Origin of the sequence: Streptomyces sp. NPDC004065 (assembly GCF_044903565.1) — a bacterium.
Lineage (GTDB): Bacteria > Actinomycetota > Actinomycetes > Streptomycetales > Streptomycetaceae > Streptomyces.
Genome location: NZ_JBJDQT010000029.1, coordinates 25,307 through 45,945, shown reverse-complemented (window position 1 = coordinate 45,945; position 20,639 = coordinate 25,307). Strand labels below are relative to the sequence as shown.

Below are 20,639 nucleotides of genomic sequence, written 5' to 3'. Positions count from 1 at the left end.
GCGTCCTCACCCGGAGGGCGCCCCGCCCGGCGCCCGGCCCGGCCCGGTGTCCGGCCGCTCCCGCAGGCCCTCCATGAGCAGGGTCAGACAGCGGCGGATGGCGTCGCCCTGCCCGTCCGCCAGCTCGGCGGCCGTGGCCACCCCGTGCGCCAGCCGCAGCAGTTCGACGGGCTCGACGTCGGCCCGCAGGGTGCCCTCCCGCCGGGCGGCCTCCACCAGGTGGGTCGCCGCGCCCCTGAGCGACACGGCGCAGGCGGTGGCGGCGGCCGAACCGCCGTCCGTGACGGCCGATCCGAGCAGCGCCTTCAGTCCGCGCACCTGGATCGTGCTGGCGCACAGCTCCTCCAGCCACCGTGTCAGCGCCTCGCCCGGCGGCAGCTGCCGGGACAGCTCGCCGGCCCGGGCGGCCATGGCCTCGATCCGGTCGACGTAGGCGGCCTCCAGCAGTGCCCGGCGGTTGGGGAAGTGCCGGTAGAGGGTGCCGGAGCCGACGCCCGCACGCTTGGCGATGTCGTCGAGCGAGGCGTTCTCGCCGTGCAGGGCGAAGGCCTCGGCGGCCACCCGCAGCAGCCGCTCGTAGTTGCGCCGGGCGTCCGCGCGCATGGGACGGACCCCTGTCATCCCGACACTCCCTGCGGACCGGAGACCATCCCCGCATTTTATCGGCGGTGCGGCGGGGACGGTTCCGGCCGCGGTGTCACACGGTCCGGCGGTGTCACACGGTCCGGCGGTGTCACACGGTCCGGCGGTGTCACGCGGCCCGGCGGTGTCACGCGGCCCACGGCCAGTCGGCGTCGCGGGCCCGCTCCAGCAGCGGCACCATCCGGAAGGCCGCGTCCGACAGGCCGCCGAAGGTGTGCCGGCCGTCCGTGCCGGACGGGCCGTGGCCCGCGCGGTGGCCGGCCAGGTTCCAGGTGTAGACCGGCGCCCGGCGCGGCACCTGCTCGGTCGGGTCGCCGTGGCGGCTCGGGGCGTACTGCTCGTCGGTGACGATCAGCACCCGGTCGTGCCCGCGGTAGTGACGCCGCACCGCCTCGGTGGTGTCGGTGCCGCCCAGGTCGCCGAAGCGGTCCAGGACCTTCAGCACCGACTCGCCCGTGCGGAACGGCACCCGCCGGCTCGACGTGCCGAACTCCACCAGGTCCGCGTCGGCCGCCCGCAGCGCGAGGGCCGTGCCGAAGACGGCCGCCGCGTCCGCCCGGGTGAGCTCGGAGCGGTCCGACATCCGGGCGTGGAACATCGAGCCGGAGCGGTCCACGAGCACCAGGGTGCGGCCGGGCAGCGAGGGCACGTTGGCCAGCGAGTGGCCGAGCGCCCGCTCCAGCGGGTACGCCCAGCGCAGCGACGGCGCGTGCCGGTGGGCGGCGAGGTAGCGGAAGGGGAACTGGCGCGAGCGCGCGACCTCGGCCGGGTCGCTGATCCGCGCGGCCACCTGGGCCGCCACCTCGTCGCAGACCCCGGCCCGGTCGAAGTTGCGCAGATTGCGCACCAGGGCCATGGTGCCCATGGACGGGATCACGGCCTCCCAGGCCGCCTTGTCCATCGGGCCCTGGAGCCATCCGGCCAGCGCCTCCCACGTCATGCCGGCCGCCGCGAGCCGCTCGGCGCCGCCCTCGGAGGTCACCAGGGCACGCCGCTCGGCCACCGGCAGCTCCATCAGCGCGCGGTGGGCGGTCAGCACCCGGTCCGACGCGGGCGGCACGGCCGTGTCCGGGTGGTGCCGCCGGTCCAGCGCGTAGCGGAACAGCTCGCCCTGCCACGGCTTGTCCGGGTCGGGCGCCGCGTGCACCAGGTTGAGGACGTCGCCGAAGCGGTAGCCCTTGGTGGCGGTGTCGTACTTCAGCAGCGACCTGCCGGTGTACAGGCGGCGCACCGCGTCGGCGATGCCGCGCTTGACCGGCTTGGGCACGTTGCGCCCGTGGGTCGCGGTCCAGTACGCCATGAGCTCGCCGGGCTCGTCGGGCCGCCGCAGCACGGAGGCGACGACCTGCCGGTTGGCGGGAGCGCCGGTGGCGCCCGCGTCCAGCCGTGCCTTCACGTACTCGGCGGCGCCCACCAGGGAGGCGGTCCGCAGATTGCCCTCGTCGCGCAGCCAGCCGAGCAGGCCGGCCGTCCAGGACGGGTCGGCGACGGCGAGCTCGCGCACGAGCTTCACGAACCGGGCGTCGCGGTCGGCGCCGGACTCGTAGAAGGTCCGCTGCCCCACCATGTTCGACATGGCGAGCAGGAAGAGCTCCGAGCGTGCGTCCCGCTCCTGGCCGCGGCCGCCCTCGTAGGTGCGCAGCACACGGCCCGTGGAGGTGACCCGGGACGTGGGCCGGGCCTTGGCGGCCCTGGAGTTGAATCGCGCCATCGTTGAATTCCCCCGAATTCACGTGGTGTTGGGAGAGAGGCGCAGAGAAAGGCGGTGCCCGAGTTCAGGATTCGGCGACGGGACCTGCTCAACAGGCGCGTCTTCCCTTTCCGCCACATCGACCCGAAGTCGATGACGGGATTCGAACCCGCAATGTACCCGTTCCCTGAAGTATCCGTTGCCTGCGCACCGGGCACCCACCCTGAGCTGCGCCTCCCGAGGTCAAGTGGGCTGCGGCGTCGGTTTCTCGGACAAAGAAGGAGCCGCTGCCGGCGCACCGGGAGGTGCGTTGCTTCGTGAGCCCACTGTAGGAGGCGCGGCCTGACGGGTGCGAGCGAATTGATGACCGCTTCCGGTGCTTCCAACCGGCCTCACCGGCCCCGGCGTCGTGAATCCCGCGGGACGCTGCACGCCGCCCCGCCCCGCACCGTACCGCGCGCCCACGACCCGCCCGAGCCGTGACGCCCCCTCCGGCTACGCACGCACACGCCCCACAGCCCGCCGACCGCCTCACGGAGCGCCACCTTCCCGCACCCATGCGGCGCGAGCGACGCTCGGCGACCGTGCGGGGCGTTGGCGTACGGCGGTCGACGCCCGCGAGGCGCGGCGGTGCAGGGCGACCCGCGACCGGGCATCGCGGCGGTGCACGGCGTCGGCAACCGCGTGCTCCGCACGGCAGTTGAACCGCGCGGCCGGCAGGCGCGGTCGTACGGCCGGCCTGCGCGCGGCGCATGCGGGGGGCGCCGCGCGGGACGGAGCACGGCCGGGCCCCTGCCGTTCGCGAGCGCATGCGGCGGCCGGACGCCCCGCGCGGCGAGCGCGAAGCCGTCAACCGACCCGCGCGGCAGGAGCGGACGTCCGCCGCCCCGCGCGACGGGTGCGGGCCGTCAGCCGGCCCGCGTGGAGCGGGCCTTGAAGGCGGCCTTTCTCGCCTCCTTGGCGATTGCGCGGTCGGGGTGGAGCCGGCCCATCGCCTCCAGCACGTGGGCCGTCTGCGGGTGGTTCACCCGCCAGGCCGCCGCGAAGAACCCGCTGTGCTGCTCGGCCAGCCCCTCGACGAGGGCGTGCAGTTCCTCGGAGTCGCCCTCGGCGTCCAGTTGCGCGGCCACCGTGTCGATGGTCAGCCAGAAGACCATCTCCTGGGACGGCGCGGGCACGTCGGCCAGGCCGTGCTCGGTCAGCCAGACGCGGGCGAGCCCGCCGAGTTCGGGGTCGTCGAGCACCTCGCGCAGCGCCGGTTCGGCCTCGGCGCCCACCAGGGACAGCGCCTGCTGGCAGCGCAGCCGCCGCAGCGGGCCCCCGGGGTCCGCGCCCCGCGCCGCCGCCAGCAGCTCCCGCGCGGCCGCGGACGGCTCGCGGCGCGCCAGCCACTGCTCGGTCTCCGCGTGCGCCGCCGCGGGACCGAAGGCGGCCGTGCCGTCGAGCAGCGCGTCCGCCCCCTTGTCGGCGAGTTCGCCGACCACCGGCGCCTCGTGCCCCGCCTCGAGCAGGCGGGCCCGCAGCCCGTACAGGCCGAGCGGCGTCAGCCGCACCATGCCGTAGCGGGTGACGTCCGCCTCGTCGACGGGCGCGGTCTGCGCCCCCGCGGTGTCGTCCACGTCCGCGAGGAGCGCCTCGTCCACGGGCCGGTACTCGACCAGCCCGGCCGGCTCCAGCAGCCGGAACGGGCCGTCCAAACGCATCATCGCCTCGGAGACCTGCTCCAGTATGTCGTCGGTGGGCTCCCCCATGCCGTCGGGGACGATCACGGAGGCGGCCAGCGCGGGCAGCGGCACCGGGCCGCCGGCCGGCCCGTCCTCGCCCACGGTCAGCAGGTACAGGCTCGCCAGCACGCCGTCGAGGAACTCCCGCTCGGCCCGCGGGTCCCAGCCGAGCGCGGACAGGTCGACCGTGCCGGTGTCGTCCATCGCCTCGACCAGGGCGTCCAGGCCGGGGACGCTCGCGTCCGCCAGCACGGACTGAAGCAGCCTCAGCCACACCGAGAGCACGTCGTGCGGCGAACCGCCGGTGAGCAGGCCGAGGGCGGCGCCCGCCGTCACGGCGCCCGCCTCCGCGTCGGTGATCTCGACGAGCCCGGCGTCCACCGCGGCCCGCCACGCCTCGCTCGCGCAGGCCGCCGCGTCGTCCCCGTCGAGCCCGAGCGCCTCGGCCGCGGCGGGCAGTTGCTCCGCCACGAGTCCGCCGCCCGCCTCCACGCGGGTGCCGGGTCCGGCCCAGCGGGCGAGCCGGGCGGCGCGGGCGAGCAGAGGCGTGGCGAGAGCGTCCCGCGCCAGTTCCGGTTCGGAGGCGAGCCGCACCGGCGGCAACGGGGACCTGTCTGACATCGGCTGCTTCTCCTAGTGGGCCTTCAGGGGTGACGGCTCATCCGCTCAGCCTAGACGGATTTCCACCCATGCCGCCCGGTTCATCTCCCCGCAGGCGTGCGTACATGGCCGAAACCTTGACAACTGCCCTGGCCGCACAGGACATTGACGCGCGTAGAAGTTCGGGGAACAGCTGTGCACTGTTTTTCGGCTCGCTACGCGCGTCACCACCATCGCACCCTCGTCCCGGCACTCCGTCACGTCCCCGGAGGGATTCACGTTGCCGAGCAAGTCTTCCGCGCGTATCGCCGCGCTGACCGTCGCCGCCGTCTGTTCCGCGGCGGCCGTCGTCCAGACGATCGTCCTGCCCGCGCCCGCGCACGCGGACTCGTTGCGCATCCACGACATCCAGGGCACGACCCGGATATCCCCGTACGCCGGCCAGAAGGTCACGGACGTGGCCGGAATCGTCACCGGCGTGCGCGCCTACGGCTCGTCCCGGGGCTTCTGGCTCCAGGACCCTTCCCCGGACGCCGACCCGGCCACCAGTGAGGGCGTCTTCGTCTTCACCGGCTCCACGCCGAAGGTCGCCGTCGGCGACTCGGTGACGGTCACCGGCACGGTCTCGGAGTTCGTCCCGGGCGGCGCCTCCTCCGGCAACCAGTCGGTCACCGAGATCACCAAGCCGGTGGTCACCGTGGTCTCCGGCGGCAACCAGGTCCCCGCCCCGGCGGTCGTCGACGCGCGGTCCGTCCCGGCCGCGTACACCCCGGCCGGCGACGCCGCCGCGGGCGGCTCGGTCAACGGCCTGACCCTGCGGCCGGCGACGTACGCCCTGGACTACTACGAGTCCCTGGAGGGCATGAACGTCCAGGTCACCGACGCCCGGGTGGTCACCGCCACCGACCCCTACAGCGAGCTGTGGGTCACGGTGAAGCCGCACGAGCACAGCAACCGCCGCGGCGGCACGGTGTACGGCTCGTACACGTCGCAGAACACCGGCCGGCTGCAGATCCAGTCGCTGGGCTCCACCGCCGACTTCCCCGTGGCGAACGTCGGGGACACCCTCTCCGGCGCCACCACCGGCCCGCTGGACTACAACCAGTACGGCGGCTACACCCTGGTCGCCGGCCGGCTCGGCACGCCGAAGAGCGCCGGCCTCGAGCGCGAGACCACCCGCAGGCAGGGGCGCGGCGAGCTCTCGGTGGCCACCTACAACGTCGAGAACCTCGACCCGTCGGACTCCACCTTCGCCGCGCACGCCGCCGCGATCGTGCACAACCTCCAGTCGCCCGACATCGTGTCCCTGGAGGAGATCCAGGACAACAACGGCGCCACCGACGACGGCACCGTCGACGCGAGCCTGACGGTGACCAAGCTGATCGACGCGATCGTCGCGGCCGGCGGCCCGCGGTACGAGTGGCGCTCCATCGACCCGGTCAACGACCAGGACGGCGGCGAGCCCGGCGGCAACATCCGCCAGGCGTTCCTGTTCAACCCCGCCCGGGTCTCCTTCACCGACCGCCCGGGCGGCGACGCGACCACCGCGGTCGGCGTCACCAGGCTGCACGGCAGGGCGGCCCTCACGGTCTCCCCCGGCCGGATCGACCCGGCGAGCGACGCCTGGAAGTCCAGCCGCAAGCCGCTGGCCGGGGAGTTCGTCTTCCGCGGCCGCACGGTCTTCGTGATCGCCAACCACTTCGCGTCCAAGGGCGGCGACCAGGGGCTCACCTCGCAGTACCAGCCCCCGACGCGCGGCTCGGAGGTCCAGCGCCATCTGCAGGCGGCCGAGGTGAACACGTTCGTCAAGGACATCCTGAAGGCCGACAGGAACGCGGACGTCGTCGCGCTCGGCGACATGAACGACTTCGAGTTCTCCGGCACCGCCCGGATCCTTGAGGACGGCGGCGCGCTCTGGTCGGCGATCAAGTCGCTGCCCAGGAGCGAGCGTTACACCTACGACTACCAGGGCAACGAGCAGGTCCTGGACCAGATCCTGATCAGCCCGTCGATCCGGCGCGGCTGCGACTTCGAGTACGACAGCGTGCACATCAACTCGGAGTTCCACGACCAGATCAGCGACCACGACCCGCAGGTGCTGCGGTTCCACCCGTAGCCGGGCGGGCCGAGTCGGTCCGAGTCGGTCCGAGTCGGTCCGGACACGGGCGCACGGCGCGCCGGAGCGTCACGCCCGTCCGGGCACGGGCCGCGCCGCACGGGAACGACACGGAAACGCACGGAAACGCACGGAAACGCACGGGAACCGCCCCCACCCGTCGGGTGGGGGCGGTTCCCGTGTCCGGCGACGTCCGGCGACGTCCGTGGCCTCCGTCAGCAGTGCCGGCGGCCGCGGCGGAGCAGGAGCAGCCCCGCTGTCAGCAACGCCGCGCCCGCGGCTCCCGCGATCATCACCGGGCGGGGGTTGCGCCGGCAGGCCTCGACCGCGGAGTTCACGCGCTGCGGCACCGTGTGCCCGGCGGTGTCGGCCGCCCGCGCCGCGCGGTCCTGCACGGTGTGCCCGGCCTGGCTCGCCCGCTCCTGAGCGCGGTGGCCCGCCTGGCTCGCCCGCTCCTGGACCCGGTGCCCGGCGTGACTCGCCCGCTCCTGGACCCGGTGGCCGGCCTGCGCGGCGGTGCTGCGCAGCTGCACGGTCATCGCCCCGGCCCGGTCCCTGAGATCCGCCGCGCGCGCCCTGGCCCGGGCCTTCACATCGGCCTTCGCGGCCAGTTCCTCCACCGTGTCGCCGAGTTGGCTCCTGGTCCGCTCGATCTGCTGCCTGAGTTCGTCGGGGCCCTTCGCGCCGGCGGCCCGCGCCGAACCGCCGTCCGCCCCCTGCGTCATGTCCGTCATCGGTGGTGCGCCCTTTCCCTGATCTCCTCCACGTCCGCCTTCACGCTGCCCAGCGTCTCCTGCGGCTTGGGCGGTGCCGCGCGGCGCAGCTGGGCGCGGCCGGTGAGGGCCAGCACCCCCGCGATCGCGAACAGCACGGCCGTCACGACGAGCGCCGCGGCCCACACGGGCAGCACCAGCGAGAGCGCGGCGGTCGCGGTACCGGCCAGCGCGATCAGGCCGACGTAGCCGATGGCTCCCGCGGCGCCGAGCATGCCGCCGCCGCGCCCCATGCGCCGCCCCTTCTGGGCCAGCTCGATCCTCGCCAGGGTCATTTCCTGCCGCACGAGCTGGGAAAGCTGCTCGGTGGCCTGATGCACGAGTTCGCCCACCGGACGGTCGCCCGTCTGGTGGTCGCGCACCGGGTGGTGCTCGTCGCGGGCAGGCCTGGCATCGATGGTCCCGGTCACGGTGTCCCGCCTCCTCTCGGTCCGGGAGAGCCGGGTACCCGCGCACACGTCCGTTACCCCTGGCCGGACCCGCCGGACCCGCCGGGCCCGCGCTCCCCGAGCCGGGCCAGTTGCGTCTGGAACCAGTCCAGCCGTGCCTGGAGAAGGGCGGCCTCGGCGACGAGTTCGGGCACCCCGAGCCCCTCCGGCCCACCCGGGCCCTCCGGGCCTCCTGGGACACGGGTACCCGCCGTCCCGGCACCGGGTCCGAACGCCGGCGCCGGGCCGCCGGCCACGACCCGCAGTCCGTCGCCGGCCAGCCCGGCGAAGCCGGCGAGCGTGAGGGACGTACGGCCGCGCACACAGCCCGCGCAGGCGGCACCGAGCGCGCGCCAGCCCGGTCTGCCCCAGCCGGCGTCGGCCAGTGCGGAGGCGGGCGCGCCGCACGCGCACGGGCCCACGGTGGCCGTGCGCACTCGCTGGCGGGCGGAGCGGAAGCCGCGCTCGAAGCGGATGTACGCGCCGAGGACGGAGACCTCCAGCAGCACGGCCGTCCGGTGCTCGGCCGTGCACAGCAGCGCCTCGGCGGCGGCGCGTTCGTGCACGCAGTGGAAGCCGCAGTCGCACAGACGCGCGGGCGGACGGTGTCTGCGCCCGTAGACGCACTCCGCGTCCGCGACGACGCCGTACGGCAGCGCGCCGCCGAGGGAGACACCGGTGAAACGGGCCCGGGAGCCGTCGTGGGACAGCACAGGGTGAGCGATCTTGTATCCGGTCGGCGGCCCCGTCGGGCGTTCCGCGGGCAGCCGCAGCCTCATCGGGCGGCCGGGACCTCTTCGGCGGCGGCCCGCGGCTCCCGCTCGGGCTGCTGGACCTCCTCGGGGAGCCTCGGCTCCTCCTCGGCGGCGTTCGAGGGCCGTTCCTCCGCGACTCCGGTGGCCAGTGCCTTGCCGAGCTTCATGACGCCTCCCACGAGCTGCCCGTCGGTGACCTTCTGCCCATGGTGACCCACGTCGGCCCACTTTGGACAGAGCACCTTCCGTCAAGCCCCTCTTATCAATATCCCGCAGAACATTTAAGTAGTGCTTCACCGCGCGCCTGCCGACACTACTCCCATGACTCCCGGCAATCCCAGCAATCCCAGCACCCCCGGAACCCTCAGGGCCCCCAGTGCCTCCACGACTCCCAGCACGCACACGACCGCGGCGATCTCCCCGCCGCCCTTCGGCCGCCTCCTGTGCGCCATGGTCACGCCGTTCACCGAGGCGGGCACGCTGGACACCGACGGGGCCCGGCGCCTGGCCGCCCACCTGGTGTCCGAGGGCTGCGAGGGGCTGGTCGTCAACGGCACCACGGGCGAGTCGCCGACCACGACGGACGCCGAGAAGTCGGCGCTGATCCGGGCGGTGCGCGAGGCGGTCGGAGCACGGGTCCCCGTCCTGGCGGGCGTGGGCAGCGCCGACACCCGGCACACCGTCGAGCTGGCCCGGCGGGCGGAGGGGGCGGGCGCCGACGCGCTGCTGGTGGTGACGCCGTACTACAGCAGGCCCCCGCAGGAGGCGGTGGAGGCGCACTTCCGCGCGGTCGCGGACGCCTGCGGGCTGCCGGTGGTGCTGTACGACATCCCGGGGCGCACCGGCACGCGCATCGAGCCGGACACGATGCTCCGGCTCGCCGAGCACCCCAGGATCGTCGCGGTCAAGGACTGCTCCTACGACCTCCTCGGCGTGCAGAAGCTGCTCGCGACCACCGGTCTGGCCTGCTACGCGGGCTGCGACGAGCACACCCTCGCCCTGTACGCGGTGGGCGGCGCGGGCTGTGTCAGCACCGTCGCCAATGCGGCGGCGCGCCGGGTCCGCGCCGTCCTGGACGCCTTCGACGCGGGCGAGACCGCGCGTGCCGCCCGGCTCCAGCAAGGCGCCACCGAGCTCATCGAGCTGACCACGGCCGCCGGTCTGCCCGGCACGGTGACGGTCAAGGCCCTGCTCGCCGCGCTCGGCCTGCCCGCGGGCCCGGTCCGCGCCCCGCTGCTGCCCGCGGACCCGCCGACCGCGGCCCGGCTCCTGGCCGCGTACGAGCGCCTCATGGCCGGCTGAGCCGTAAGGGCCTGGACGGACCCGGTTTCACGGCCCGGCGCGCTTCGCGGCCTCCCTCCGCCCCGGCCGGCCCCCGCGGGACAGGGACGGCTCCCACCGCAACCACCACGGCAGCCGGTGAGTCTCCCCTTGCGACGGTTGGGGGCGCCGATGGACAAGCGCGGATCCGTGCCGGGCGGCGACGAGGACGGGCGCCGCCCCGCCGTGGGGTGGTGGACGCTCGCGGTCGCCGCGGCCGCCGCGGTGTGGGTCGCCTTCGGGCCGTTCCGCCCCGTGTGGCTGTACCTGCTGTGCTGGGCGGTGCCGCCGGCCGCGGCGGACGGCATCGCGTGGCTGGTACGCCGCCACGGCCCGGCCCGCCGCGACTCCGGCCGGCTGTCCGCACCGCCCCGTCTCGTGGCCGGGTGGCCGCGGCCCGGACCGGGGTCGTGGCTGGTGGCACCCGGCTGGGCCAGAGCCCGCCTGGCCGCGGCGGGTTTCCTGCTGTTCGCCACGCTGGCGGGCGTCATGGCGTGGCAGGCCGGCCGGGAGTACCGGACGCTGGCGGACCTCCGGGACCACGGCCGCCGGACCGACGCGACCGTCGTCGAGGTCACCGGCCGGTCCGAGGAGGGCTGGGCGACGTCCGTGACGGTCCGCTTCGGCACACCGTCCGGCCCGGTCCGCGCGGACGTCGACGTCCCACCCGGCCCGGACGGCGACACCGGGCCGGGCACGCGCCTGCCCGTCGTCTACGACCCGGCGCACCCCACCGAGGTCCGCCAGGCCGTGTACCTCGACGGCCGCGACGCCGACGGGATCCGCATGGGAGCGATCGTGCTCGGACTGCTCGCCACGGGCTTCCTGACGGGAACGGTCACGGAGGTGCTCCGCGCCGCACGGCGACCCGACCTGGGCGGGGCGCCGGCCGCGCGGCCCCCCGGCACCTGAGCGTCCCCGCGCGCGCCCCGTGTTCCGACGGCCCACGGCCGGCGCGCGGCGCGCGGCACGCGGCCCACGGCTGCGTCAAGTCACGGGTTCGTGCGACATGCCGGACATCCACCACCCCTTGTCTCCTGGTCCCAGGGCCGCGGCGAAGCGAAGGACGGCGGCCCGGAAGACCTTCGAGAGGGAGGTGCGGTCCCATGACCGAGCAGATGAACGTAGCGAGCGCGACGACGACGGAACACGACGGCGGCCCGGCCCCCGCACGGAACTCGCCCGTGGCGGGCGTGCCGGCCGGGTCGGCCTACCACCGGCTGGCGCGGACCGGACGGCACCGCTGGTGGCGGCCACCGGTCGCCACGCTGGCCGCCGCGGCGGGCTGGTGGCTGTCGGTGTTCCTGCTGATGTTCATCATGGCCGGGGTGGCCGGACTCAAGCTCGGCGGCTCCCAGGACCTGGTGTTCGCCGATCCCCTGTGGGACGACGTCGCGACCTTGCTCGTCCTGGCGTTCATGCTTCCGATGGTGCTGCTCGCCGCACGCCTTGTGCAGCGGCGGACGGCCGGCGGTCTGTCCTCGGTGACCGGCCGGCTGCGATGGCGCTGGCTGCTGGTCTGCCTGGGCGTGGCCATGGCCGCGGCACTGCTCCTGGGCGGCGTGATGGCCGCCGCGGCCCTCGTGTCCAAGGCCGGCACGGACGGTCCGGGGTCCGCGTGGGTGGGCTGGCCGACGTTCCTGACCTACGCCGCGGTACTGGTCCTGCTGCTGCCGTTCCAGGCGGCCGCCGAGGAGTACGTCTTCCGCGGCTGGCTCCCCCAGGTGTTCGGCAGTTACCTGCGCACCCCCTGGCCCGGCGCCGTCTTCGGCGCCGTGCTCTTCGCCCTGGCCCACGGCCTCGGCACCCCGTGGGGCTTCATCGACCTGATCCTCTTCAGCCTCGTCCTGAGTTTCCTCGTGCACCGTACCGGCGGCCTGGAGGCGGCCCTCGCCTACCACGTCTGCGTCAACGTCGTCTCCCTGGTCCTCGCCGTCACCACCGCGGACGGCATCACCGACCGCAGCAACGCCGCGGACATGTACTGGCAACAGCTGGTGGCCGGAGCGGTCGTGCTGGCGCTGTACGCGTGCGTGATCCTGCGGCTGAGCCGCCGATTCCGGATCGCCCGCACCGCGCCCGCGCCCGCACCCGCACCCGCCACGCTTCCGGCGTCCCGCATCGCCCGCGGCGGAGGCGGAGGCGGAGGCGGAGGCGAACTCCCGGCCCAGTGAGGAGGCTTCGGCTCGACGCCCACGCACAAGCGCCCTCCCGGCCCCTTCCGGGCCGCGGGAGGGCGCTCGGCGCCGACCGTACCGGTGCCGACGCCTGCCGCGGCCGTCCGTGGAAGGGTGCGGCGGTGTCGGTCACGGCGGTGTCCGCTGCGGCGGTGCCAGCTGCGGCGGTATCAGTTGCGGCTCCGTCAGTTGTGGCTGTGGAGAACCTCGTTCAGGCCGCCCCAGACCGCGTTGTTCGGGCGGGCCTCGACGGCGCCGGTGACCGAGTTGCGGCGGAAGAGGATGTTGGAGGCGCCGGAGAGTTCCCGGGCCTTGACGATCTGGCCGTCGGGCAGGGTCACCCGGGTGCCCGCGGTGACGTACAGGCCGGCCTCGACGACGCACTCGTCGCCGAGGGCGATGCCCACGCCCGCCTCGGCGCCGACCAGGCAGCGCTCGCCGATGGAGATGATCACGTTGCCGCCGCCGGAGAGCGTGCCCATGGTGGACGCGCCGCCGCCGATGTCGGAGCCGTCACCGACCACCACGCCCGCGGAGATCCGGCCCTCGACCATGGAGGTGCCGAGGGTGCCCGCGTTGAAGTTCACGAAGCCCTCGTGCATCACGGTGGTGCCCTCGGCGAGGTGCGCGCCGAGACGGACCCGGTCGGCGTCGGCGATGCGGACGCCCTTGGGGACCACGTAGTCCGTCATGCGCGGGAACTTGTCGATGGAGGTCACCTGGAGGTGCAGGCCCTCGGCGCGGGCGTTGAGGCGCACCTTCTCGATGTCGTCCACGGCGACCGGGCCGAGCGAGGTCCAGGCGACGTTGGCGAGGAAGCCGAAGACGCCGTCCAGGTTCTGCCCGTGCGGCTTGACCAGGCGGTGCGAGAGCAGGTGCAGGCGCAGGTAGGTGTCGTGCGCGTCGAGCGGCTTCTCGTCGAGCGAGGCGATGACCGTGCGGACCGCGACCACCTCGACGCCCCGGCGGGCGTCCGGCCCGATCGCCGCGGTGGCGCCGCCGCCCAGCAGCTGCGCGGCGCGCTCGGCCGACAGCCGCTCGGTACCGGCCGGGCCGGGCTCCTCGGTCAGCTCCGGAGCGGGGAACCAGGTGTCGAGAACGGTGCCGTCGGAGGCGATCGTGGCGAGTCCGGCGGCAACGGCGCCGGTGGTGCGGGGAGCAGTCGTGTCGGTCATAGGGGAAACCTAACGTGCCCGGCCTCGCCCCCGCGAACCGCTCCCCGGGCCGTCTCAGGGACCGGTCGGAGGCACCCGGCCGGGTCCGCCGGCACACGGTCGGGGTCCGGGTCAGTGCGCCCCGCCCAGGTTCAGCACCACCACCCCGGCGACGATCAGCACGATCCCGGCGGCCTTCGCCACGCCGAGCGCCTCCCCGAAGAGCACCAGCCCGAGCGCGGCCACGGCCGCGGTGCCCACGCCCGACCAGATGGCGTAGGCGGTGCCGATGGACACGGTCCTCAGGGTCCGGGCGAGCAGGAGGAAGGAGACGATGTACCCGAGCAGGGTCACGAGGGAGGGCCCGGGCCTGCTGAACCCCTCGCTGTACTTCATCGCGGTGGTGGCCGCGACTTCCGCGGCAATGGCGCCGGCGAGCATCACGTATCCCATGGGACCGGCAGCGTAACGACCCACCGCCAGAACGTGTACGGCGCACACGGCCGGCGCCGCGCCCGCACGGAAAACGGCGAGGCCCTGGTGGACCTCGCCGTTCCCGTGGTGCCGTTGCGCTCGCCGGCCCCGCTGTCGGCCCGGCTCGCGCCGGCCCGGCTGTCGGTGCCGGACCTCAGACGTTGAACCCGAGCGCCCGCAGCTGCTCGCGGCCGTCGTCCGTGATCTTGTCGGGGCCCCACGGCGGCATCCAGACCCAGTTGATCCGCAGCTCGTTCACCAGGCCGTCCGTGGCGGACTTGGCCTGGTCCTCGATCACGTCCGTCAGCGGGCAGGCCGCCGACGTCAGGGTCATGTCGACGGTCGCGACGTTCGACTCGTCGATGTGGATGCCGTAGATCAGGCCCAGGTTGACGACGTCGATCCCCAGCTCGGGGTCGACCACGTCCATCAGGGCCTCGCGGAGCTCCTCCTCCGAGGCCGGCTTCATCTCCACGGTCTCGCTCATGCCGTCTTCCTTTCGGCGTCGGCGCCGCCCAGCGCCTGGGCCGTCGCGTCCTTCCAGGCCATCCAGCTCAGCAGGGCGCACTTGACCCGGGCCGGGTACTTGGACACCCCGGCGAACGCCACCGCGTCCTCCAGGACCTCCTCCATGGCGTCGTCGGGCTCGATCCTGCCCTTGGACTGCATCAGCTCCAGGAAGGTCTCCTGGATCCGCTGCGCCTCGGCCAGCTCCTTGCCGACGAGGAGTTCGTTCAGCATGGACGCCGAGGCCTGGCTGATGGAGCAGCCCTGGCCCTCGTACGAGACGTCCTCGATCGTCGTGCCGTCGTACCGCACACGGAGGGTGATCTCGTCGCCGCACGTCGGATTGACGTGATGGACCTCTGCGTCACCGTCCCGCAAGCCCCGCCCGTGCGGGTTCTTGTAGTGGTCCAGGATGACGTCCTGGTACATGGAGTCCAGCTTCACGCCTCAGCCCCTCATCCGAAGAAGTTCCGTACGTGCTCCAGGCCCTCGACCAGAGCGTCGATCTCGGCCGGCGTGGAGTACAGATAGAACGACGCTCGCGTGGTCGCGGGAATTCCGTACCGCAGGCACACCGGCCGGGCGCAGTGGTGGCCCACGCGCACCGCGATGCCCTGCTCGTCCAGGACCTGGCCCACGTCGTGCGGGTGGATGTCGCCCAGGGTGAAGGAGATGGCCGCGCCGCGGTCCTCGGCCGTGGCGGGGCCGATGATCCTCAGGTCCGGGACCTCCGCCAGCCGCTTCACCGCGTACTCGGTGAGAGCGTGCTCGTGAGCGAGGATCCGGTCCATGCCGATGGCGTCGAGGTAGTCGATCGCCGCGCCCAGACCGATCGCCTGCGAGATCGGCGGGGTGCCCGCCTCGAACTTGTGCGGGGCGGGGGCGTACGTCGACGAGTGCATGGAGACGGTCTCGATCATCTCGCCGCCGCCGAGGAACGGAGGCAGGTCCTCCAGCAGCTCCTGGCGGCCCCAGAGCACGCCGATGCCGGTCGGGCCGCACATCTTGTGGCCGGTGAAGGCCACGAAGTCGGCCTGCAGGGCCTGTACGTCCAGCGGCATGTGCGGGGCGGCCTGGGAGGCGTCGACGCAGACCAGCGCACCGACCTCCTGGGCGCGGCGCACTATCGCCTCGACCGGGTTGACCGTGCCCAGGATGTTGGAGACCAGCACGAAGGAGACGATCTTCGTCTTCTCCGTGATGATCTCGTCGATGTCGGACAGGTCGAGCCGGCCGTCGTCGGTCAGCCCGAACCACTTCAGCTTCGCGCCCGTGCGCTGCGCGAGCAGCTGCCAGGGCACGATGTTGGAGTGGTGCTCCATCTCGGTGATGACGATCTCGGTCTCATGGTCCACGCGGTACGGCTCGTCGGCCCAGCCGAGCATGTTCGCCACGAGGTTGAGCGACTCGGAGGCGTTCTTGGTGAAGATCACCTCGTCGCGGCTCGGCGCGTTGATGAACGCGGCGACCTTGTCGCGCGCGCCCTCGTACAGCGCCGTGGCCTCCTCGGCGAGCACGTGCACACCGCGGTGGACGTTGGCGTTGTGCTGTTCGTAGTACTCGGCCAGCACGTCGAGCACCTGGCGCGGCGTCTGCGAGGTCGCCGCGTTGTCCAGGTAGACGAGCTTCCTGCCGTCGTGGACCACGCGGTCCAGGACGGGGAAGTCCTTGCGGAGCGCCTCGGTGTCGAGGAGGCCCGGCAGCTGTGTCACGCGGATGCGCCACCCTTCACGTATGCCTCGTAGCCCTCGTTCTCCAGCTTGTCCGCGAGCTCGGGACCGCCGGACTCGACGATGCGGCCGCCGGCGAACACATGGACGTGGTCGGGCTTGATGTAGCGCAGGATGCGCGTGTAGTGCGTGATCAGCAGGGTGCCGACCTCGCCGGTCTCGCGGACGCGGTTGACCCCCTCGGAGACGATCCGCAGGGCGTCGACGTCCAGGCCGGAGTCCGTCTCGTCGAGGATCGCGATCTTCGGCTTGAGCAGCTCCAGCTGGAGGATCTCGTGGCGCTTCTTCTCACCGCCGGAGAAGCCCTCGTTGACGTTGCGCTCGGCGAAGGAGGGGTCCATGTTGAGCCGCTCCATGGTCTCCTTGACCTCCTTCACCCAGGTGCGCAGCTTGGGGGCCTCGCCGCGGATCGCGGTGGCGGAGGTGCGCAGGAAGTTGGAGACGGAGACGCCGGGGACCTCGACCGGGTACTGCATCGCCAGGAACAGGCCCGCGCGGGCGCGCTCGTCGACGGACATCTCCAGGACGTCCTCGCCGTCGAGCAGCACGGTGCCGCCGGTGACCGTGTACTTGGGGTGACCCGCGAGCGAGTAGGCGAGGGTCGACTTGCCCGAGCCGTTGGGGCCCATGATGGCGTGCGTCTCGCCCTGCTTCACGGTGAGGTCGACGCCCTTGAGGATCTCCTTCGTGGCGTTGTCGGCCTCGACGGTGACGTGCAGGTCTCGGATTTCAAGCGTTGCCATGGGTGCCTCAGGACTCCTGGGAGAGGGAGACGAGCACGTCGTCCCCTTCGATCTTTACGGGGTATACGGGGACGGGGCGCGTCGCGGGGAGCGCGTCGGGCTTGCCGGAACGGAGGTCGAAGCGCGAGCCGTGCAGCCAGCACTCGATGTGGCAGTCGTCGACCTCGCCCTCGGCGAGCGAGACGTTGGCGTGCGAGCAGATGTCGTGGATCGCGAAGACCTCGCCCTCGGTCCGCACGACGGAGATGGGCGTGCCGTCGAGCTCCACCCTCTTGGGGGTGTCCTCCTCCAGCTCGCTCAGCCCGCAGACGCGTACGAAGGTGCCGCTCATGCGACCGACGCCTCCAGCTCCTCCTCGATCCGGGCGATGAGGCGCTCCTCGATGTCGGCGACGCCGATCTGCTGGACCAGCTCGGCGAAGAAGCCGCGGACCACCAGGCGGCGGGCGTCCTTCTCGGGGATGCCGCGGGCCATCAGGTAGAAGAGCTGCTCGTCGTCGAAGCGGCCGGTGGCCGAGGCGTGTCCGGCGCCGACGATCTCGCCGGTCTCGATCTCCAGGTTCGGCACGGAGTCGACCCGGGCGCCGTCGGTCAGCACCAGGTTGCGGTTCATCTCGTACGTGTCCGTGCCCTCGGCCCTGGCCTCGATGAGCACGTCGCCGATCCACACCGCGTGCGCGTCGTCGCCCTGGAGGGCGCCCTTGTAGACCACGTTCGACTTGCAGTGCGGGGTGTTGTGGTCGACGAAGAGCCGGTGCTCCTGGTGCTGGCCGGCGTCGGTGAAGTAGACGCCGAGCAGTTCCGCCTCGCCGCCGGGGCCGGCGTAGGTCACGCGCGGGTGCAGGCGGACGAGGTCGCCGCCGAAGGTGACGACGACCGACTTCAGGGAGGCGTCGCGGCCGATGAGCGCGTTGTGCTGGGCGACGTGCACGGCCTTGTCGTCCCAGTCCTGCACGGAGACGACGGTCAGCTTGGCGCCGTCGCCGAGCAGGTAGTCGACGTTGGCGGCGACCACCGCGTCACCGGTGTGGTCGATGACGACGACGGCCTCGGCGAAGGCCCCGAGCTCGACGATCTGGTGGCCGTAGGCGGTGCCGCCCTCGCCGTGCACGGCGATCCGGATGGGCTCGGTGAGGACGGTCTCCTTGGGGACGGTCACGACCGAGGCCTTCTCGAAGGCGGAGTAGGCCTGCGCGGCGACGCGGTCCACCGGGGTGCCCGCCCTGCCGAGCCGGGCGTCGTCCCGGCCGACGGTCTCGACGGTGACGCCCTCGGGGGCCCGGACCTCGACCTTCACGCCCTCGCCGGTGGCGGTGGCGGTGCCGTCGTGCAGTCCGCGCAGCCGCTCCAGGGGGGTGAACCGCCACTCCTCCTCCCGCCCGTGCGGGACGGGGAAGTCGGCCACGTCGAAGGACGGCGGCGCGCTCATGCGCGTGGCCACGGTCGACTCGGCGGCGACCGCGATCTGGCCGGCCGTCGTGGAACCGACCGGGATGTTCTGGGCCTCAGCCATGGCTGTCGTAGTGCTCGCTTTCCGTTACGTATGGGCTTGACGGGGACGGCGGGCCGGGGGCTGGCCCCGGCCCGGGCCGGTGATCAACCGACCGCGCCCTCCATCTGCAGCTCGATCAGCCGGTTGAGCTCCAGGGCGTACTCCATGGGCAGCTCCTTGGCGATCGGCTCGACGAAGCCGCGCACGATCATCGCCATCGCCTCGAACTCCGTCAGGCCGCGGCTCATCAGGTAGAAGAGCTGGTCCTCGGAGACCTTCGAGACGGTCGCCTCGTGGCCCATGGACACGTCGTCCTCGCGGACGTCGACGTACGGGTAGGTGTCGGAGCGGGAGATGGTGTCGACCAGCAGCGCGTCGCACAGCACGTTCGACTTCGACCCGGCGGCGCCCTCGCCGATCTCGACCAGGCCGCGGTAGGAGGTGCGGCCGCCGCCGCGCGCCACCGACTTGGAGACGATGTTGGACGAGGTGTTCGGCGCCATGTGGACCATCTTGGAGCCGGCGTCCTGGTGCTGGCCCTCGCCGGCGAAGGCGATGGACAGGGTCTCGCCCTTGGCGTGCTCGCCCATCAGGTAGACGGCCGGGTACTTCATCGTCACCTTGGAGCCGATGTTGCCGTCGATCCACTCCATGGTCGCGCCCTCGTAGGCCACGGCGCGCTTGGTGACCAGGTTGTAGACGTTGTTCGACCAGTTCTGGATGGTCGTGTAGCGGCAGCGGGCGTTCTTCTTGACGATGATCTCGACGACCGCGGAGTGCAGCGAGTCGCTCTTGTAGATCGGCGCCGTGCAGCCCTCGACGTAGTGCACGTAGGCGCCCTCGTCGACGATGATCAGGGTCCGCTCGAACTGGCCCATGTTCTCCGTGTTGATGCGGAAGTAGGCCTGGAGCGGGATCTCCACGTGCACGCCCGGCGGGACGTAGATGAAGGAGCCGCCGGACCACACGGCGGTGTTCAGCGAGGCGAACTTGTTGTCACCGGGCGGGATGACGGTGCCGAAGTACTCCTTGAAGAGCTCCGGGTGCTCCTTCAGCGCGGTGTCGGTGTCCAGGAAGATGACGCCCTGCTCCTCCAGGTCCTCGCGGATCTGGTGGTAGACGACCTCCGACTCGTACTGCGCGGCGACACCGGCGACCAGGCGCTGCTTCTCCGCCTCCGGGATGCCGAGCTTGTCGTAGGTGTTCCTGATGTCCTCGGGCAGGTCCTCCCAGGACTCCGCCTGCTTCTCCGTGGAGCGCACGAAGTACTTGATGTTGTCGAAGTCGATCCCCGACAGGTCGGAGCCCCAGTTCGGCATGGGCTTCTTCTCGAAGAGGCGCAGACCCTTCAGACGCAGCTTCGTCATCCACTCCGGCTCGGACTTCTTGGCCGAGATGTCGCGGACGACCTCCTCGTCCAGACCGCGCCGCGCGGCGGCACCGGCCTCGTCGGAGTCGGCCCAGCCGTATTCGTACGTGCCCAGGCCCTCGAGTTCGGGGTGGGCAGTCTCCGTGGGGAGAGTCATGCGGGGTTCCTCCCGGCCGTGCTTGCGGATGCGTCGTGGGAATCGTGGGAAATCTTGGGGATGAACGTCGTGCAGACGCCGTCGCCGTGGGCGATGGTCGCCAGTCGCTGGACGTGGGTCCCCAGGAGCTCGGCGAAGATCTCCGTCTCCGCCTCGCACAGCTGGGGGAACTGCTCCGCGACGTGGGCCACCGGGCAGTGGTGCTGGCAGAGCTGCTCACCCTTGTGCGGGAGGGGCGCGCTGCGCGCCGTGGCAGCGTACCCGTCCGCGCTCAGGGCCTTGGCCAGCGCTTCCGCCCGCTCGTCGGGGCCCGCCTGCTCGATCGCCGCGCGGTAGGCCCGCGCCTGCGCGGCGATCCGCGCCCGGGCGAAGGCCGCGACGGCCTCCTGGCCGCCTTCCCGCTCGGCGATCCACTTCAGCGCGTCCGCGGCCAGCTTGTCGTAGGACTGGTCGAAGGCGTCGCGGCCGCAGTCGGTGAGCGCGAAGACCTTGGCGGGGCGGCCCCGGGTCCGCGCCCCGTACACCCGCCGCTCCCGCGCCTCGACGACGTCGTCGGCGGCCAGGGCGTCCAGGTGCCGGCGCACGGCGGCCTGGGTGAGACCCAGCCGGCCGGCCAGTTCGGCGACGGTCGACGGCCCGTGGTCCAGGATGGACCGCGCGACCCGGTTGCGCGTGGAGCGCTCACCGGTCGCGAGTTCCTCCTGAGGGGTCCCCGTGGGGGTCTCCCGAGCCTCGCCGACGTTTTTCACAACGCCATTGTTGCGTAATTCCTTTGGGACTGACAAGCGG

22 protein-coding genes are annotated in these 20,639 nt (G+C 72.8%); 5 read left to right on the top strand and 17 right to left on the bottom strand.

Annotated elements, in window-relative coordinates; translation table 11 throughout:
• Nucleotides 1–6: 6 nt before the first annotated feature.
• The 3 genes from ACI2LW_RS26595 to ACI2LW_RS26585 all read right to left on the bottom strand — a co-directional run bounded on the left by ACI2LW_RS26595 (nucleotide 7) and on the right by ACI2LW_RS26585 (nucleotide 4,677).
• The gene (locus ACI2LW_RS26595) at nucleotides 7–621 is read right to left on the bottom strand and encodes a TetR/AcrR family transcriptional regulator (RefSeq protein WP_404733740.1); all 615 of its coding nucleotides are present in this window, start codon (nucleotides 619–621) and stop codon (nucleotides 7–9) included.
• A 148-nt stretch (nucleotides 622–769) separates the two neighbouring features.
• Nucleotides 770–2,353, bottom strand: coding sequence for a TROVE domain-containing protein (locus ACI2LW_RS26590; protein ID WP_404733739.1), 1,584 nt, complete (start codon nucleotides 2,351–2,353; stop codon nucleotides 770–772).
• An 887-nt stretch (nucleotides 2,354–3,240) separates the two neighbouring features.
• A complete protein-coding gene (locus tag ACI2LW_RS26585; protein ID WP_404733738.1) occupies nucleotides 3,241–4,677 on the bottom strand; it encodes a hypothetical protein in 1,437 nt (478 codons plus the stop codon).
• Nucleotides 4,678–4,936: 259 nt separating this feature from the next.
• Here ACI2LW_RS26585 and ACI2LW_RS26580 point away from each other — a divergent pair, with 259 nt between their 5' ends.
• On the top strand, nucleotides 4,937–6,772 hold the full coding sequence (locus ACI2LW_RS26580; protein ID WP_404733737.1) for an endonuclease/exonuclease/phosphatase family protein: 1,836 nt from the start codon (nucleotides 4,937–4,939) through the stop codon (nucleotides 6,770–6,772).
• Nucleotides 6,773–6,987: 215 nt separating this feature from the next.
• Here ACI2LW_RS26580 and ACI2LW_RS26575 read toward each other — a convergent pair whose 3' ends face one another.
• The 4 genes from ACI2LW_RS26575 to ACI2LW_RS26560 are packed head-to-tail and all read right to left on the bottom strand — an operon-like array spanning nucleotide 6,988 to nucleotide 8,946.
• A complete protein-coding gene (locus tag ACI2LW_RS26575) occupies nucleotides 6,988–7,506 on the bottom strand; it encodes a DUF3618 domain-containing protein (RefSeq protein ID WP_404733736.1) in 519 nt (172 codons plus the stop codon).
• The gene (locus ACI2LW_RS26570; protein ID WP_404733735.1) at nucleotides 7,503–7,955 is read right to left on the bottom strand and encodes a phage holin family protein; all 453 of its coding nucleotides are present in this window, start codon (nucleotides 7,953–7,955) and stop codon (nucleotides 7,503–7,505) included. Before ACI2LW_RS26570 ends, ACI2LW_RS26575 begins: the two co-directional genes overlap by 4 nt.
• A gap of 53 nt (nucleotides 7,956–8,008) precedes the next feature.
• Nucleotides 8,009–8,752 (bottom strand): hypothetical protein, encoded by a 744-nt coding sequence (locus tag ACI2LW_RS26565; RefSeq protein WP_404733734.1) that lies wholly within the window; start codon nucleotides 8,750–8,752, stop codon nucleotides 8,009–8,011.
• On the bottom strand, nucleotides 8,749–8,946 hold the full coding sequence (locus tag ACI2LW_RS26560) for a hypothetical protein (protein WP_404733733.1): 198 nt from the start codon (nucleotides 8,944–8,946) through the stop codon (nucleotides 8,749–8,751). The genes ACI2LW_RS26565 and ACI2LW_RS26560 overlap by 4 nt, the downstream gene beginning before the upstream one ends.
• Nucleotides 8,947–9,049: 103 nt before the next feature.
• On the opposite strand from ACI2LW_RS26560, the gene dapA reads away from it, so the two are divergent.
• From dapA to ACI2LW_RS26545, 3 genes are all read left to right on the top strand, one after another.
• Nucleotides 9,050–10,030 (top strand): 4-hydroxy-tetrahydrodipicolinate synthase, encoded by a 981-nt coding sequence (gene dapA, locus ACI2LW_RS26555; RefSeq protein WP_404733732.1) that lies wholly within the window; start codon nucleotides 9,050–9,052, stop codon nucleotides 10,028–10,030.
• Nucleotides 10,031–10,180: 150 nt separating this feature from the next.
• Nucleotides 10,181–10,960, top strand: coding sequence for a DUF3592 domain-containing protein (locus ACI2LW_RS26550; RefSeq protein WP_404733731.1), 780 nt, complete (start codon nucleotides 10,181–10,183; stop codon nucleotides 10,958–10,960).
• A gap of 194 nt (nucleotides 10,961–11,154) precedes the next feature.
• Nucleotides 11,155–12,222: a lysostaphin resistance A-like protein gene (locus ACI2LW_RS26545; protein WP_404733730.1), complete on the top strand. Its 1,068-nt coding sequence runs from the start codon at nucleotides 11,155–11,157 to the stop codon at nucleotides 12,220–12,222.
• A 188-nt stretch (nucleotides 12,223–12,410) separates the two neighbouring features.
• Here the strand turns inward: ACI2LW_RS26545 and dapD are convergent, their stop codons facing one another.
• Together dapD and ACI2LW_RS26535 are read right to left on the bottom strand one after the other, a co-directional pair.
• Nucleotides 12,411–13,400, bottom strand: coding sequence for a 2,3,4,5-tetrahydropyridine-2,6-dicarboxylate N-succinyltransferase (gene dapD, locus ACI2LW_RS26540; RefSeq protein WP_404733729.1), 990 nt, complete (start codon nucleotides 13,398–13,400; stop codon nucleotides 12,411–12,413).
• 111 nt (nucleotides 13,401–13,511) lie between these two features.
• On the bottom strand, nucleotides 13,512–13,832 hold the full coding sequence (locus ACI2LW_RS26535) for a DMT family transporter (protein WP_404733728.1): 321 nt from the start codon (nucleotides 13,830–13,832) through the stop codon (nucleotides 13,512–13,514).
• Between the two features lie 33 nt (nucleotides 13,833–13,865).
• Between ACI2LW_RS26535 and ACI2LW_RS26530 the strand changes: the two genes are divergently transcribed.
• On the top strand, nucleotides 13,866–14,018 hold the full coding sequence (locus ACI2LW_RS26530; RefSeq protein ID WP_404733727.1) for a hypothetical protein: 153 nt from the start codon (nucleotides 13,866–13,868) through the stop codon (nucleotides 14,016–14,018).
• Here the strand turns inward: ACI2LW_RS26530 and ACI2LW_RS26525 are convergent.
• From ACI2LW_RS26525 to ACI2LW_RS26490, 8 genes are all read right to left on the bottom strand, one after another.
• Nucleotides 14,008–14,340 carry a metal-sulfur cluster assembly factor gene (locus ACI2LW_RS26525; protein ID WP_404733726.1) on the bottom strand — a complete coding sequence of 111 codons (333 nt, stop codon included), beginning with the start codon at nucleotides 14,338–14,340 and terminating at the stop codon, nucleotides 14,008–14,010. The genes ACI2LW_RS26530 and ACI2LW_RS26525 overlap by 11 nt on opposite strands.
• Nucleotides 14,337–14,804 carry a Fe-S cluster assembly sulfur transfer protein SufU gene (gene sufU, locus ACI2LW_RS26520; protein WP_404733725.1) on the bottom strand — a complete coding sequence of 156 codons (468 nt, stop codon included), beginning with the start codon at nucleotides 14,802–14,804 and terminating at the stop codon, nucleotides 14,337–14,339. Before sufU ends, ACI2LW_RS26525 begins: the two co-directional genes overlap by 4 nt.
• Before the next feature lie 11 nt (nucleotides 14,805–14,815).
• The gene (locus tag ACI2LW_RS26515) at nucleotides 14,816–16,072 is read right to left on the bottom strand and encodes a cysteine desulfurase (RefSeq protein WP_404733724.1); all 1,257 of its coding nucleotides are present in this window, start codon (nucleotides 16,070–16,072) and stop codon (nucleotides 14,816–14,818) included.
• Nucleotides 16,069–16,833 (bottom strand): Fe-S cluster assembly ATPase SufC, encoded by a 765-nt coding sequence (gene sufC, locus ACI2LW_RS26510; protein ID WP_404733723.1) that lies wholly within the window; start codon nucleotides 16,831–16,833, stop codon nucleotides 16,069–16,071. Before sufC ends, ACI2LW_RS26515 begins: the two co-directional genes overlap by 4 nt.
• 7 nt (nucleotides 16,834–16,840) lie before the next feature.
• The gene (locus tag ACI2LW_RS26505) at nucleotides 16,841–17,164 is read right to left on the bottom strand and encodes a non-heme iron oxygenase ferredoxin subunit (RefSeq protein ID WP_404733722.1); all 324 of its coding nucleotides are present in this window, start codon (nucleotides 17,162–17,164) and stop codon (nucleotides 16,841–16,843) included.
• On the bottom strand, nucleotides 17,161–18,345 hold the full coding sequence (gene sufD, locus ACI2LW_RS26500) for a Fe-S cluster assembly protein SufD (protein WP_404733721.1): 1,185 nt from the start codon (nucleotides 18,343–18,345) through the stop codon (nucleotides 17,161–17,163). Before sufD ends, ACI2LW_RS26505 begins: the two co-directional genes overlap by 4 nt.
• A gap of 83 nt (nucleotides 18,346–18,428) precedes the next feature.
• Nucleotides 18,429–19,850, bottom strand: a complete 1,422-nt coding sequence (gene sufB, locus ACI2LW_RS26495; RefSeq protein ID WP_404733720.1) for a Fe-S cluster assembly protein SufB — start codon at nucleotides 19,848–19,850, stop codon at nucleotides 18,429–18,431.
• Nucleotides 19,847–20,599 carry a helix-turn-helix transcriptional regulator gene (locus tag ACI2LW_RS26490; RefSeq protein ID WP_404733719.1) on the bottom strand — a complete coding sequence of 251 codons (753 nt, stop codon included), beginning with the start codon at nucleotides 20,597–20,599 and terminating at the stop codon, nucleotides 19,847–19,849. Before ACI2LW_RS26490 ends, sufB begins: the two co-directional genes overlap by 4 nt.
• Between the last annotated feature and the right edge of the window lie 40 nt (nucleotides 20,600–20,639).